Source organism: Thermoplasmata archaeon (genome assembly GCA_015063285.1).
In the GTDB taxonomy this organism is placed as follows: Archaea; Thermoplasmatota; Thermoplasmata; order Methanomassiliicoccales; family Methanomethylophilaceae; genus Methanoprimaticola.
Genome location: SUST01000015.1, coordinates 19327 through 32643, shown reverse-complemented (window position 1 = coordinate 32643; position 13317 = coordinate 19327). Strand labels below are relative to the sequence as shown.

At 52.0% G+C, this 13317-nt stretch carries 16 protein-coding genes; 8 read left to right on the top strand and 8 right to left on the bottom strand.

Annotation, left to right across the window (positions count from 1 at the left end; genetic code table 11):
* The 3 genes from E7Z62_07630 to E7Z62_07620 form a co-directional block, all read right to left on the bottom strand.
* Window positions 1-416: RNA methyltransferase (locus E7Z62_07630; GenBank protein ID MBE6522974.1), on the bottom strand; the 416-nt coding region annotated here is incomplete at its 3' end.
* Between the two features lie 44 nt (window positions 417-460).
* Window positions 461-862 carry a type II toxin-antitoxin system PemK/MazF family toxin gene (locus tag E7Z62_07625; GenBank protein ID MBE6522973.1) on the bottom strand — a complete coding sequence of 134 codons (402 nt, stop codon included), beginning with the start codon at window positions 860-862 and terminating at the stop codon, window positions 461-463.
* A complete protein-coding gene (locus tag E7Z62_07620) occupies window positions 789-1142 on the bottom strand; it encodes a type II toxin-antitoxin system RelB/DinJ family antitoxin (GenBank protein ID MBE6522972.1) in 354 nt (117 codons plus the stop codon). Before E7Z62_07620 ends, E7Z62_07625 begins: the two co-directional genes overlap by 74 nt.
* A gap of 97 nt (window positions 1143-1239) precedes the next feature.
* Between E7Z62_07620 and E7Z62_07615 the strand changes: the two genes are divergently transcribed.
* The 5 genes from E7Z62_07615 to E7Z62_07595 are packed head-to-tail and all read left to right on the top strand — an operon-like array spanning window position 1240 to window position 5349.
* Window positions 1240-1998 (top strand): phosphopantothenate/pantothenate synthetase, encoded by a 759-nt coding sequence (locus E7Z62_07615; protein MBE6522971.1) that lies wholly within the window; start codon window positions 1240-1242, stop codon window positions 1996-1998.
* Complete coding sequence (locus tag E7Z62_07610) at window positions 1999-3237, top strand: adenosylhomocysteinase (GenBank protein ID MBE6522970.1); 1239 nt, start codon at window positions 1999-2001, stop codon at window positions 3235-3237.
* Window positions 3234-4154, top strand: a complete 921-nt coding sequence (locus E7Z62_07605) for a carbohydrate kinase (GenBank protein ID MBE6522969.1) — start codon at window positions 3234-3236, stop codon at window positions 4152-4154. The genes E7Z62_07610 and E7Z62_07605 overlap by 4 nt, the downstream gene beginning before the upstream one ends.
* On the top strand, window positions 4151-4684 hold the full coding sequence (locus E7Z62_07600; protein ID MBE6522968.1) for an AMP kinase: 534 nt from the start codon (window positions 4151-4153) through the stop codon (window positions 4682-4684). The genes E7Z62_07605 and E7Z62_07600 overlap by 4 nt, the downstream gene beginning before the upstream one ends.
* Complete coding sequence (locus E7Z62_07595; GenBank protein ID MBE6522967.1) at window positions 4675-5349, top strand: CDP-alcohol phosphatidyltransferase family protein; 675 nt, start codon at window positions 4675-4677, stop codon at window positions 5347-5349. Before E7Z62_07600 ends, E7Z62_07595 begins: the two co-directional genes overlap by 10 nt.
* A gap of 13 nt (window positions 5350-5362) precedes the next feature.
* Here the strand turns inward: E7Z62_07595 and E7Z62_07590 are convergent, their stop codons facing one another.
* Complete coding sequence (locus E7Z62_07590; GenBank protein MBE6522966.1) at window positions 5363-6790, bottom strand: hypothetical protein; 1428 nt, start codon at window positions 6788-6790, stop codon at window positions 5363-5365.
* A gap of 103 nt (window positions 6791-6893) precedes the next feature.
* On the bottom strand, window positions 6894-7964 hold the full coding sequence (locus tag E7Z62_07585; protein ID MBE6522965.1) for a DNA primase: 1071 nt from the start codon (window positions 7962-7964) through the stop codon (window positions 6894-6896).
* Window positions 7965-8057: 93 nt separating this feature from the next.
* Here E7Z62_07585 and E7Z62_07580 point away from each other — a divergent pair, with 93 nt between their 5' ends.
* Window positions 8058-8630, top strand: a complete 573-nt coding sequence (locus E7Z62_07580; GenBank protein MBE6522964.1) for a carbonic anhydrase — start codon at window positions 8058-8060, stop codon at window positions 8628-8630.
* Here the strand turns inward: E7Z62_07580 and E7Z62_07575 are convergent, their stop codons facing one another.
* The 3 genes from E7Z62_07575 to E7Z62_07565 are packed head-to-tail and all read right to left on the bottom strand — an operon-like array spanning window position 8631 to window position 10965.
* A complete protein-coding gene (locus E7Z62_07575) occupies window positions 8631-10244 on the bottom strand; it encodes a radical SAM protein (GenBank protein MBE6522963.1) in 1614 nt (537 codons plus the stop codon).
* A 17-nt stretch (window positions 10245-10261) separates the two neighbouring features.
* A complete protein-coding gene (locus E7Z62_07570; GenBank protein MBE6522962.1) occupies window positions 10262-10558 on the bottom strand; it encodes a hypothetical protein in 297 nt (98 codons plus the stop codon).
* Window positions 10555-10965, bottom strand: a complete 411-nt coding sequence (locus E7Z62_07565) for a phosphatase (GenBank protein MBE6522961.1) — start codon at window positions 10963-10965, stop codon at window positions 10555-10557. The genes E7Z62_07570 and E7Z62_07565 overlap by 4 nt, the downstream gene beginning before the upstream one ends.
* Before the next feature lie 78 nt (window positions 10966-11043).
* Between E7Z62_07565 and E7Z62_07560 the strand changes: the two genes are divergently transcribed.
* Both E7Z62_07560 and E7Z62_07555 read left to right on the top strand, forming a co-directional pair.
* On the top strand, window positions 11044-12393 hold the full coding sequence (locus E7Z62_07560; GenBank protein ID MBE6522960.1) for an NADP-dependent malic enzyme: 1350 nt from the start codon (window positions 11044-11046) through the stop codon (window positions 12391-12393).
* A 124-nt stretch (window positions 12394-12517) separates the two neighbouring features.
* Window positions 12518-13123 (top strand): hypothetical protein, encoded by a 606-nt coding sequence (locus E7Z62_07555; GenBank protein MBE6522959.1) that lies wholly within the window; start codon window positions 12518-12520, stop codon window positions 13121-13123.
* Window positions 13124-13317: the final 194 nt, after the last annotated feature.

Below are 13317 nucleotides of genomic sequence, written 5' to 3'. Positions count from 1 at the left end.
TCCTCGCTGGCGGGGATGGTTATCAGGACATCGCAGTAGTTCAGCTCCTCCTGGAGAAGTCCGATGTCCTCCCTTCCGAATACGACGGCTATCTTCTCTGTGTACCCTCTGCAGTGTTCAGCGAACTCCCTGACGGGCATCGGTACGCGTGTGTAGTTGCTGTCCCCCTTGGTGACGACACCGCTGGTACCCACGACGAGGAAGCAGTCTTGTGTTGCTTCTTCCAGAGTGTTACAGATGACCGCGGTATCGAGGATATCCGCTCCGTGCTTGGATCTGCGGTACGCATCGTCCCCCAGCTCGCAGGGGTTGACCAGATAGAGCTCCTTCATGTCGAAGTTGGCCATTGACCTTGCTATCGCACCTACGTTCCCTTCGTATTTGGGACCGACAACCACCACACGGATCTCGGGCATAGTCTGTGACAGGACCACCGATTAAATAATCCCATCGGGACACATCAGTTCGCGACAATGCTTTCACGCAGAATCTCCAAGATATTCCTGATATCGATATCATGAAGCCTTCCGATTCTTTTTAGGAGGTGTTTTTCTTTGATTTTGATCAACTGCCCTAATTGAAGAGTTGAAGGTTTCACCAATCCAGCATATTCCCAAAACTGTATCTGGTATTCTCCCTCAAGGAATTTGCGAGGTTCGTGGGATGTTATCTGCACAGACAGCACATAGACTTCCTTTTCTTCGATGATGGCCACAGGTCTGATCTTGCTTTTGCTGGGATCGCTTTCAAATCTTACGTCGGCCAGCCAAACATCCCATTTTCTGAATTTACAGGAGCTGTTCGTATACATCATCTTCCGGGTTGTCCAGTTCGGAAGGGAGAATCGTGTTCCCTGATTCATCGAAGCGCCCTACGACCGGCAGTTTGGATGCGATACCGTCCTGGTCCAGTGTTCTGAGGGAAGGGGTGAACGGCATTGATTGATCTCTGACCGCTTGATGGAGGAATATACTGATAGCAGCAGATGTATTCATCCCAAGCTGATTAAACAGACTGTCACACTTCTGTTTGAATTCTGGACTGATCCGTACCGTTATACTCGCTTCTTTCATAATAATCAGCATATGATGAAAATATATAGATATTTGCTGATAATTCATCATCAATTGATGTATATTCATAATCGATATCTGCTACTGTACAGCCAGCAAGAGGATGGTATCGGTACATGTTTATCTACGATAGGGAAATAATGTGTTCAATCGGAGAAAGATTTCAATGGATATACCCAAGGACCATCCAAGATACAAATCGCTGATGACAAGGGAGCGCCTGGCCCATATGGTCGAAGAAGGTCTGGTCACCCCTACGGGACTGATCTCCCACGGAAGGGGAGAGGCCTACGACTATCTGATGGGCGAGAAGAGCATACCTCCCGCACTGGAAGCGGAGAAGGTGGCTGCGGCCTACCTTCTGAAAGCGAAGAACCCGGTCGTCTGCGTGAACGGCAACGCCGCTGCATTGGACCCGGAGAACCTAATAGCTCTGGCCAAAGCGATCCCGGCGAAGATGGAGGTCAACCTCTTCCACAGGACCCCCGAGAGGATGGAGGGACTGATATCCTATCTGGAATCCAAGGGTGCGGAGCACGTCCTCGGGCGTGAGCCCGACTGCAGGATACAGGGTCTCAATCACGACCGTGCACTGTGCACCAAGGAAGGGATCTTCGACAGCGATGTGATAATCGTCCCCATAGAGGACGGCGACCGCGCTGAAGCGCTGGTATCCATGGGAAAGGTGGTTATTTCCATCGATCTGAATCCTCTTTCGCGCACCTCATGCAAAGCTACAGTACCCATCTCGGATGAGATGACCCGTGCCCTCGAGAACATTATCCAATTCGTTTTGGAGCTTCGCGGCGACGAGGATACAATTCATAAAGTGATTAGTGATTACGATAGTTTAAAGAGCCGCCGCGAGACCGTGAGATACATATGCGATTCGCTTATGTCCGGTTTCGAAACGGGAGATGATTGAATGGACGACCTTCTAAAACAGGGATCCCTGAAGCTGCACTGGGTGGAGAACCACATGCCCGTGCTCCAGGAGATCAGAAAGAACTTCATCAAGGAGAGGCCCCTCGAGGGTCTCAAGATCGGAATGGCCCTCCACACAGAGGCCAAGACAGGGATGCTCGCCATCACATTGGCCGATGCGGGAGCGAACATACGCCTCGCAAGCTGCAATCCCCTGTCGACAGACGATTCGGTCGCTCTTGCGCTTCGCGACGAGTACGGACTGGACGTCTATGCGAAGAAATGGGAGTCGCAGGACGAGTACTACGCTAACCTGAACACCGTCCTGAACATGAATCCCGACCTGATCATCGACGACGGTGCCGACCTCATCACAATGGCGCACACCACCCGCAGGGAGGTCCTGCCCAACATCAAGGCCGCGAACGAGGAGACCACCACCGGAGTCACCCGTCTCAGAGCCATGGCCGCGGACGGTACCCTCCAGTTCCCCGTCCTCGATGTCAACGACGCGAAGATGAAGTTCCTGTTCGACAACAGGTACGGAACCGGACAGTCCGCATTCGACGGATGGATGAATTCCACCAACCTGCTGGTGGCTGGAAAGACGGTCGTCGTCGCAGGATACGGATGGTGCGGAAAGGGAATCGCCATGAGGGCGAAGGGATTCGGAGCATGCGTCATCGTCACAGAAGTGGATCCGGTCAAGGCCATCGAGGCCAAGATGGACGGATTCCAGGTCATGAGGATGATTGACGCCGTCAAACAGGCGGACATGGTATTCACCGTCACCGGATGCAAGGACATCCTCACCCTTGAGCACTTCCAGGTCATGAAGGACGGATGCGTCGTAGGAAACGTAGGACACTTCGACAACGAGATTAACAAGGAGCATCTCTACGCTCTGTCGGAGACATGCACCCGTGTCCGCGAGTTCATCGACGAGTACAAGATGAAGGACGGAAGGAGGATCTACCTCATCGGAGAGGGACGTCTCATGAACCTCGCCGCAGGACAGGGACATCCCGCAGAAATCATGGACATGTCCTTCGCCACACAGGCTTTGGGAATCGTGTACATGAGCCAGAACTACAAGGACATGCAGCCGATAGTCTACAGGGTACCCGACGAGATCGACAACAAGATCGCCGCGATCAAGCTCGATTCCATGGGAGTCCTCATCGACAAGCTCAGCGACGACCAGGTAAGATACACCACCGGATGGAAAGAGGGAACATGAGCGAACCCTTCCTGTCCGTATACGGCCACGTGACCGTCGACCAGATCCTCACAGTGAGGAAGTTCCCTGCCGACAATACAACAGAGGACATAATCACGAAGCTGACGACTCTGGGCGGCACCGGTACGAACATAGCAGTGGCAGCCGCGAAGCTTGGATGCCCTACGGCGCTGTGCGCCTTCGTGGGGAACGATTTCCCGGGAATGTACGAGAAGCAGATAGCCGATTCGGGATTGATACTGGACGAGTTCCTCCATGTGGACAAGTTCGAGACCTCCGGTGCGGTGGTCGTTAACGATCCCAACATGACGCAGAAGGTCGTCTTCTACCAGGGCCCCCAGGGATTCGCTGACGATCTGGACATCCTCCTCACCAAGAATGCCCAGAAGTCGAAGTACACCCACTTCTGTACCGGACAGCCCTCCTATTACATCAGGGTCATGGACGAGATCAAGTCCAAAACGAGGATCGCCATCGATCCCGCCCAGGAATCCCACAGAATCTGGAATTCCGATAATTTCCCGAAGGCACTGTCGAGATCCGATGCACTGTTCTGCAATAACTTCGAGGCGGAATCGCTGAAGAAGTATGCCGGACTCAAGGAGATCACAGATGCGGACGTCGATCTGGTCGTCTGCACACATGGGGCAGAGGGAAGCGTTGCCAAGGTCAAAGGGGAGATCATAAAGATCCCTACGGTGAAGGCCGAGAGGATCGCCGACCCCACAGGATGCGGGGACACCTATAGAGCGGGATTCTATACTGCGCTCTATAAGGGATATGAGATCCCGGAGGCGCTCACCATCGCTTCCACGGTGGCATCGTTCGTTATTGAGGAGACCGGCGCTCTGACGCACATCCCCACCTGGGATGCTGTCATGGAGAGGGCGGAGCCCTATCTCAGAGAGATCTCATGACACTCTATGCCCTCACGGGCACCCCCGGGACCGGGAAGACATCGATCTCAGCGGAGCTGCGCTCCAGAGGTTACAATGTCATCGACGGAAAGGATCACATCAAATCCCATGGCCTCCTGGGAGAACTGGATGCCGAAAGGGACACCCACGAGGTTGACCTGGATGATCTAAACGATTCTCTGGAAGAGTATCGCAAGAGTAAGGACCTATACATCCTGGACAGCCATCTCTCTCATTTCATGGACTGCAGCGGAATCATCGTGCTGAGATGCCATCCCGAGGTGCTGGCGGAGAGGCTTAGAGCTAGAGGATATTCCGAGCAGAAGGTCTGCGAGAACGTCCAATCGGAGGTCCTGGACGTTATTCTGTGTGAAGCGATCGATTCCGATATACCCGTTTGGGAGGTCGACTGTTCACGCAATGAAATAGCCGTCTCGGCCGACTCTATAGAAGAAATACTAATAGGGGAGTCCGACGATTACCTACCTGGAAAGACCGACTGGTCGCAGGAGATGGACAAATGGTTCTAGACGGACAGAGAGCGAAGGCCGATTTCGCATTGGCCCCCGTAGCCAAGAGACTCATCAATGTGAATCCGAATCTGGTCTCGTGGCTGGGGCTCATAGTCGCACTGCTCAGCGGTGTAGTGTTCTATCTCAGCGGCGATGACGACAGGCATTGGCTTCTCTTAGTCGGGGCGGCATTGGTCATCGTATCGGGATATTTCGATGCTCTGGACGGGAAGATCGCCAAATTGGGCAACAAGTGCAGCGCCAAAGGGGACTATCTTGACCATGTCTTCGACAGGTACGCCGATGTGTTCATGATAGGCGGAATCGCCTTCTGCGCATATTGGTGCAACCCGTACCTTGGTATGCTCGCTCTGGTCGGCGTCCTTCTGACATCCTACATGGGAACACAGGCACAGGCCATCGGTGCTCCCCGTCTCTACGCAGGTCTGCTGGGCCGTGCGGACAGGGTCGTGCTGTCCACGCTGTTCCCGCTCATCCAATACATAATGGAGATATTCGACCTGGGATCGTTCTACATCGATCTCGGATTTTGGGCCTTTGACATCAACTGGCTGGAGATCATGATGCTCTGGTTCGCCGTGGTCGGCAATCTGACTGCAATCCAGAGGGCCATCATCACATGGAAGAACCTTGGGAAGATGGAGAACGAGAAGAAGGAGTAATCCCCCTCAAGGGTTATGGTAACTCGGGAAGCGGGGCCTTTCCTACTATCATGTCCAGATTCACAAGCAGTACCAATCCTGCGCTTGCATAGTTCAATAGTTCTTCCTCGAACCCATTCACAGCGATGATCATCAGACGTGGATTGTAACCTCCGCTCAGCGATTCGACCCTCACATTTAGTTTGTTAAATACTGAAATATCGGCCTCGCTGCCATCGAATTTGCATTCTCCGAATAGGTCTATGCGGTTGTTGCCTTTGCGGACGGTGGCGATCAGGTCGATGTCCACATCCTCTGTTATCGTCTTCCCGTTCCCGTCTTTCATTATTTGACCGTCATAGTCTCTGACCGGGACAGAGCCCCACCAGCTACCAATCTCTGAACATGGATAATTCCTGGCTACGAGGTCTTTGCAATAAACCTCAAATTGGCTTCCCAGGAATGATGATATCAGCTGATGCATAGAATCGTATTTGGAGGCGTTCGTTGCAGTAATTGGAGAGTATCTCCTTACGATCCTGTAATGGAATGCCATGGGGCTGTCTGTTATCATGTATGTAGGATGTTTGCTATTTGCGCACATGAGATGTTTTTTGGAGACAAGTCTCATCGATTCGAGACCTTCCAAACATCTGCTGACCATCCGATCAGAGAGTTTGGTTACAGACGCTATCTCTGTGAACCTCACTGAACCGTTGCTCAATGCATTCAAGACTGACAGTGAAGGAATTCCCAACGTCCCCATCTCCACCATGATGATGTTGGTCGCATCCTCATTGAAGTTGCTGGTTTTGCTGAGTACGTAATCATCAATCATACTTTTGAAGTCAAGACCTCTGGCGCTTTCATGGTACAGAGGGATGCCGCCTAGGATGAGATAGGTCCTGAGAAGGTCCCTATCATCCATATTCGGATGGAAACAGCGCACCTCATCTATGGTTAGCGGCCCCAGCTCGATTATGCACATGAATCTTTGGTAGAGTGGTTTTGAGGAGTTCTTTATTTCGTTTATCATCAGGGAGATGGATGAACCGCATATTATGCACATAGAATCGCTGTTATCCACCATCCAATCTATGAAGAACTGGAGTTCCGAAGCAGCTGACTCCTTGTTCTGCGTTAAATTGGGAAGTTCATCGAATACGATGACTGTTTTCTCCCTCACACATATTGCTTTCAATGCTTTCATAACGAAGTAAAGCTCAGGTTTTTCGACCGATTCCCCTTTTTCGATTAACTCATAGGCCATCCTTTGGACGTTCTCCTCATAGGTGCCTTTGACCATGGAGAATGAGATGTTATTCTTGTCTTTGATGAATTCTTCGATCAAAGTGGTCTTGCCAATCCTCCTTCTGCCGTATATGGCGCAGGTCTTGTAGCGGTTCTTCTCCCATACGTTTTGCAGACGATCGAGTTCCTTCTTGCGACCTATGAATTCCATCGATTATGGGGATGCATTATGTTTATAATAATATTTACTTCAAATAATGAAGTAAAAACATTTTACTTCAAATTCTGAAGTATAATCAAAATACAATTAGAAATCACTCTGTGCCAGCAGTCTTGTCTTCATATGAAGGGACAGCATTGTTCTTGTCCCTGTCCTTCATCTTCGTCCTGTAGTACTTCAGAGGATGGTTCATCCATTCCTGCTCGCAGAGCCTGTCGGGATTGTAGCAGAGACCGTTGGTCTTCATGGTCTTGCATTCCGGTGGGGAGTACCCCTCGCCTCCGCTCAGCTCCCCCATGATGTGCTTGATCTGATATTCCGACTTGGATTCGTCGAAGTCCGGGGATTCCGCGAACACCCTGATGATGTCCTCATACCCCAATCCCAATGCCTTCAGGAATGTCACTATCGCGAACCTTGCGCTGTGCGGCAGGTTCAGACCGTTCCTGGACATCTCCAATATGTGCACCAGACAGGGCGGGAGGAACTCTGTCTTCATTCCCTCGCCGTTGGTGGGGCTCATCTTCATCTTGGTATCCGCCAGGGCCATGGTGACGGCAGTAACGTCGCCAGCGAGGTATCTCTTGTACTCATCGGGCGTGAGCAGCGGCAATTCGGACTCGATCTTGTCCTGGAGCGCGTTCTGCATCAGACGGCTGAACTTCTCCTGAGGGAGGTACACCACACCGTGGTGGATGTCGCTGTTGATCAGCTTCCAATCGACGCTGTTCAGTCTGCTGGACAGTCTGAGGAAATCGGGGAAGTTCATATGGATCGTGCCGTCGCGGGCCACCGTCGAATTGACCCCCAGCTCCTCGGAAACCATCAGCACGGTATCTCTATCCTCCTTGCTCAGGAGATTGTTCATCCGTACGGCTTCCGACAAGGCATATCTCTTCGTCAGGAAACGGTCGCCCACCTGGGAGACCAGCATCCTTGCGTAAGGATAGGACATGACCTCGATCAATCTGTCATAATCGGTCATGAGCTCCACATAGGACACCTCGGATCTCTCCAGCGCCTGGAGGACCCTCTCCCTGCCCCTGGTGCGTGCGGGGGCGTAGGATTCCGACGTGAGAAGGGATTCCAGGTCGGCCGAGTTCTTCTCCGCGAACTCCGCCGATTCCTTTAGGAACGGATACCTTGCAGCACGTTTAGTGTCCATGGCCGAATGACGAACGTACAGATAGATAACGTTTGACATCCGCCGTCAGTGCAGGGTTAACAGATATATCGCACGGCACGATATCCATCCGATATGGTTCACAAGGCACCTAAGGGGAACATCTCAGCGGAGGATGCGCTGAAGAGGCTCAAGGACGGCAACAGGCTCTTCGTGGATAAGGCGGAGTACTGCGGCGATATCACCGTCGAGAGGATCATCGATGCCGCGGACAACGGCCAGCATCCCTACGCTGCCATCGTCAGTTGTTCCGATTCGCGTGTGATCCCCGAAGTGATCTTCTCTGCCGGTATCGGCGAACTCTTCGTCATCAGGACCGCAGGCAACATCGTGGACGACATCAATACCTACGGCAGCCTGGAGTATGCCGTCGACCATCTGGGATGCAAGCTGATCGTTGTACTCGGGCACACCAAATGCGGGGCCATCGCAGAGGCATTGAACGGATTCAATGAGGGGCATTCCCTTCAGATCATCAAGGTCATCACCGATGCCATCGGTGACGAGAAGGATCCCGATAAGGCGTCCAGGCTCAACGTGGAGAACAGCGTCCGTGAGATCAGCGAAGGGAAGGAAGGCAGGGAAGGGCTGATGGTCATCGGTGCGATGTACGATATCGACCACGGCAACGTGGAGTTCTTCGAGTGATCATCCCAGAACTATGATGTCCTTCAGCTTCTCAACCACTGAAGGGTCCTCGATCACTTCTGCCAGTTCTTCCAATGATTTGAAAGGCCTCTCCATCACGAGCTTGCTGGCCCTCTTCTTGCCGATCCCGGGCAGTCCCGCGAGGGACGACATGGGCATGTGGTTGATGTCGAAGGGGTAGGTTATCCCGGTGATGGAACGGAATCCCCAGTCGGTTATGAACACGTCATGGAACTCGTCGGTGTCCACCTTGTAAGGGATACCAACCAACAGAGGATAGGAACCTATCTGCCTGCCGAACGTGGTGTTCCCGTCATTCAGCTCCATGTAGACATCCTTCAGGATTGTTCCGTACGGAACTATGCGCTCCAGCATGGCGCGGTCTATATTCTCTCTGATGTCCTCCTTGAACTTCTTGAACCTGCGCTGGTCCACCTTGACGTCGAACGGTCTCCTGACCGGGAGCACCTGGCGGATGTTGATACGGCGGACCATGAGGTCCTCGTCCCTGATCCTTTCGAGGATCTCCATGTCCATCCTGTAGGTGTCCTTCGTCTCTCCGTCCAGACCGCATATTATGTTGATCCCGGGGAGGAGTTTGGGCATTCCGCGTCCCCCTCTGTCTGAACCGACCTTGTTGATGAGCCTGACGGCATCCAGGACCTGTTCGGATGTGCTGTTGAGGTTGTTCTCCGTGATGACAAAAGGATCGGCGGACTCCATCCCCAAAGCGAGAACGTTGCCGTCGGTGCAGTTGTCCGCAAGGATACGGAGTATCTCCTCTGATTCCCCTGGATAGGATGAGATGACGGCGGGATTGGCGTTGTCCACGTGTATGGTGTCGAATCCCATGGAGTGAAGGCCTTCGAAGAGTTCCCTTACAGCATCCGGATTGGGGCGGGGCGTCTCCGAATCATCCTCGGAACCGTAGGATACTATGCATGTCTGGCCGCCGACACGGATGTTTCTGACTCCCAGATCCCTCAGTTTCTGAGCCTCTGCCAGGATATCCTTGGGGGACCTCATGAGGGGCTTGCCCTTCAGCGGTTCTATGCAGTAGGAGCATCCTCCTGACCTGTAACGGTGGCATCCCCTGTAGGATTCGATCTCGGCCACCAGCGGTTCGGGGAAGTCCTGATGCTGAGTGACGATATCAGCACCCAGCAGCATCCATCTGTTCCATTCCTCGAGGGTCCTGTACCTTTCCAGCACCTCTTTTCCGGAGATCCCGTCGAACAGCGATGCGGCGGGATCCTTCTTGATAATGAAATCAAAGGCCTCAGCCTCTTTGGAATCGGCGGCGGAGCCGCTTATCATCTTCCATCCCTTGAGTTTTGGAGTGATCTCCGCCAGCTCCTTGAGGGACATCGGCATGGTCCTCAGATACTTGCCTGGTACAGTGTTACCTGACAATACTACAGAGACGGCAGCATCGGGCAGTTTCCTATGCTTCCTGATCATGTCGATGGAGATGTACTCGACCCTATCCGCTCCCGCATCCAAGGCCGCGCCCGCTATGGAACGGATCATCGGGGAGATGTACGGCGGAACCCCTAATGCAGCGGGGTCGTCGATGTATCCGTCGATCAGGGCAATCACGATCTCTTTGGGCATGTCGTTTCCTCTGCTTTTTATTCACGTTCATTCAAATTGAAGACTTCTATCCAGTCTGATTTCATTGGTTCAATTGCAGAGATGTAGACTGATTCATCATCATGTTCGTAGAGGATGGCATATCCTTTCACCAAGAGCACTCTTACCGGAATAGCTCCCGATTCTTCCAATATATAGCCCAAATCAGCGAAATCAGACAATCTGCGACAGCCCTCTCTGATTTCATTCAGGATGCTTTCTGAGTATTTCGGAGGTAGATTGCAGCGAATGTTTCTGATCCTAATTTTGGCCTCATGGGAATAGAGGATGTTCATTCAGAACCTCCGAATTCCTCATCCATGTCCCTGTCGTCCGTCCAGCCATATTCGGATCCTGAACGCATACCTCTCATATGGATTTCCAGGAGTTCATCGAGCACCTTCTTCTTTTTGAATGCTGTTTGGTCTGAAACAACGGCGAACGGGAACCCGTGTTCGTTTAAGGATTGCTGGAGGAAGATGTTGATGGCATCTGATAACGTGACTCCGCATTCTGCATAGATGCGTTCCAATTCTGCTTTGATTTCACTGTTCATCCTCAGCTGATAAGTGTAGTCCTTGGGTGCTGTTACTACCTGCAGATCGCTCATTATTATCACTAATAATATTATGTACGTACATTGTATTATAATCTTTTTACGCGCCGTTTTAGAACTGGATGGGGGTGCCTTTTCCTTTATCATTATATAATTAGGATAAGAATGGGGTTCATTACCGACTACGGCTGGCGATGGGTATCAGCACGTATCGAGGTGAATGAAATGGCAAACGACCAGGAAATTAGCGTAGAGGAGCGTCTGGCCAAGGCGAAGAAGCCCGGACAGGACGCCATGAAGATGCACCCCTACTACGGGGGTAAGATCGAGGTCGTACCGAAGGCATGTGTAAGGTCCTTCGACGACTTCTCCGTTTGGTACTCGCCGGGAGTTGCGGAGCCCTGTAAGGACATAGCAGCGAATCCCGACAAGGTTTACGAGCACACATGGAAATGGAATACCGTTGCGGTCGTATCGGACGGAACACGCGTTCTTGGTCTGGGAGACATCGGACCCGAGGCCGCCATGCCCGTCATGGAAGGAAAGGCAATGCTTTTCAAGTATCTCGGAGGAGTGGACTGCGTCCCGATCTGTCTGGACACCAAGGATCCCGACAAGATCATCGAGACCGTCAGGCTCATCGCGCCCTCGTTCGGAGGAATCAACCTCGAGGACATCTCGAACCCCAAGTGCTTCGACATCCTCGACGAGCTCAGGAGGGACTGCAAGATCCCCGTATGGCATGATGACCAGCAGGGAACCGCCACCGTCGAGGTCGCCGGTGCGATCAACGCCATGAAGCTCGTGGGAAAGAAGCTCGAGGATGCGCACATCACCGTCATCGGAGCGGGTGCGGCATCCATCGCAATCGCAAGGCTCCTTCTCGCGACCGGATTCAAGCCCGAGCACATGTGCATGTGCGACTCCAAAGGAATCCTCAACCAGTCCAGGACGGATGTGGAGCAGGGATTCAAGCAGAAGTGGGAGATCTGTAAGAAGACCAACGGTGCAGGAAAGACCGGAGGAATGAAGGAAGCGTTCGAGGGAGCGGATATCGTTATCGCGGCATCCAAGCCCGGACCCGGAACCATACCTCCTGAGTACGTCGACCTCATGGCGGACGACCCTGTGATCTTCGCGACCGCCAACCCGATCCCGGAGATTTGGCCTTGGGAGGCCAAGGAGCATGGATGCAAGATCTTCGCAACCGGAAGGTCCGACTTCCCCAACCAGGTCAACAACTCCATGGGATTCCCCGCAATCTTCCGCGGTGTGCTCGACGTAAGGGCCAAGACCATCACGGACGAGATGTGCATCGCTGCGGCCAGGTCATTGGCCGCATCCGCAGAGAAGAAGGGAATCACCCCCGAGTACATCGTCCCGACCATGTCGGAGACCGAGGTCTTCATCGACGAGGCCGTCGCTGTCGGAGCAAAGGCTCAGGAGCAGGGCGTCGCCAGGCTCAAGCTCTCCAGGCAGGAGATGCACGACAGGGCAGAGTTCATGATCAACAGGTCAAGGAACCTCACCGCCCAGATGATGAAGGAAGGCTTCATCAAAAAATACGTCGAGTGATTCTTACAAACATTTCAGGGCCGAAAGGCCCTCAATTTATCTCTTCTTTGTCACAATATCTGCTTTAACAGTAGGACCAACGGCGCGGCGCCAAATTCAAATATTGTCGGTATGTGTAACAATTATGATATGTACAGGAGAGATGATTCTTGATTCGTACATAAGTGAGAATGGGGACTCTTCTAACCTTCGTAAGAAATTGAGCAGAGATGTAAAGGCTGGCAAGTATGTTCGGTTGAAGAGGAACCTGTACGAGACTAATGCGGATATACCTAGGCTGGCGTGGGCTCAGTCTATCTATGGCCCCTCATACGTCTCTTTTGACTATGCTCTTTCCTTTTACGGTATCATACCGGAATACGCATACAATGTATCTTGTGCAACGTTTGGAAACCACAAGGATAAGGCATTTCATACGGATAAATGCATTTTCTTCTATTCTGACGTTCCTAAGCAGGTATTCCCTATCGGGGTTGAATGCATGAATCTGTATGGTTATGCCGTCTATATTGCAACAATGGAAAAGGCCCTCTGCGATAAATTGTATAAGAAGTGGGTTGCCCTGAACAAGAAAGAGTTCGAAGCCCTTTTATTCGAGGATATGAGGGTCGATGAAGAAATCCTATTCGAGATGGATAAGGATATGATTAGACAGCTCAGTCAACTGTACAGATCTAGAAACGTTACAATGCTATCCCACTATCTTGATACAACGGAGCCGTTTGTATGAATGTATTGAGGCATATCACAGATATTTGTCCGCAGGAACCAATAAATGCAGTCAGGCTTGTCAGACGGTATCTGAATGAGATAATACTCACAGGATTGTATCGTAGCAACTTCTTTGGATATGCAGCGTTGTAGGGAAGCACTTCTTTGAGTCTCTTTCATGGTCTGGAAACTTATTCAGAGAAATTGTGTTTC

Excerpts from the sequence above, each read along its gene's own strand:
- E7Z62_07605 (MBE6522969.1), top strand. The coding sequence starts at position 3,234 with ATGAGCGAACCCTTCCTGTCCGTATACGGCCACGTGACCGTCGACCAG.
- E7Z62_07570 (MBE6522962.1), bottom strand. The coding sequence starts at position 10,558 with ATGAACATCCTCTATTCCCATGAGGCCAAAATTAGGATCAGAAACATT.
- E7Z62_07595 (MBE6522967.1), top strand. The coding sequence starts at position 4,675 with ATGGTTCTAGACGGACAGAGAGCGAAGGCCGATTTCGCATTGGCCCCC.
- E7Z62_07565 (MBE6522961.1), bottom strand. The coding sequence starts at position 10,965 with ATGATAAAGGAAAAGGCACCCCCATCCAGTTCTAAAACGGCGCGTAAA.
- E7Z62_07585 (MBE6522965.1), bottom strand. The coding sequence starts at position 7,964 with ATGGACACTAAACGTGCTGCAAGGTATCCGTTCCTAAAGGAATCGGCG.
- E7Z62_07560 (MBE6522960.1), top strand. The coding sequence starts at position 11,044 with ATGGCAAACGACCAGGAAATTAGCGTAGAGGAGCGTCTGGCCAAGGCG.
- E7Z62_07555 (MBE6522959.1), top strand. The coding sequence starts at position 12,518 with ATGATATGTACAGGAGAGATGATTCTTGATTCGTACATAAGTGAGAAT.
- E7Z62_07625 (MBE6522973.1), bottom strand. The coding sequence starts at position 862 with ATGAATCAGGGAACACGATTCTCCCTTCCGAACTGGACAACCCGGAAG.
- E7Z62_07615 (MBE6522971.1), top strand. The coding sequence starts at position 1,240 with ATGGATATACCCAAGGACCATCCAAGATACAAATCGCTGATGACAAGG.
- E7Z62_07590 (MBE6522966.1), bottom strand. The coding sequence starts at position 6,790 with ATGGAATTCATAGGTCGCAAGAAGGAACTCGATCGTCTGCAAAACGTA.
- E7Z62_07580 (MBE6522964.1), top strand. The coding sequence starts at position 8,058 with ATGGTTCACAAGGCACCTAAGGGGAACATCTCAGCGGAGGATGCGCTG.
- E7Z62_07620 (MBE6522972.1), bottom strand. The coding sequence starts at position 1,142 with ATGAATATACATCAATTGATGATGAATTATCAGCAAATATCTATATAT.
- E7Z62_07575 (MBE6522963.1), bottom strand. The coding sequence starts at position 10,244 with ATGCCCAAAGAGATCGTGATTGCCCTGATCGACGGATACATCGACGAC.
- E7Z62_07600 (MBE6522968.1), top strand. The coding sequence starts at position 4,151 with ATGACACTCTATGCCCTCACGGGCACCCCCGGGACCGGGAAGACATCG.
- E7Z62_07610 (MBE6522970.1), top strand. The coding sequence starts at position 1,999 with ATGGACGACCTTCTAAAACAGGGATCCCTGAAGCTGCACTGGGTGGAG.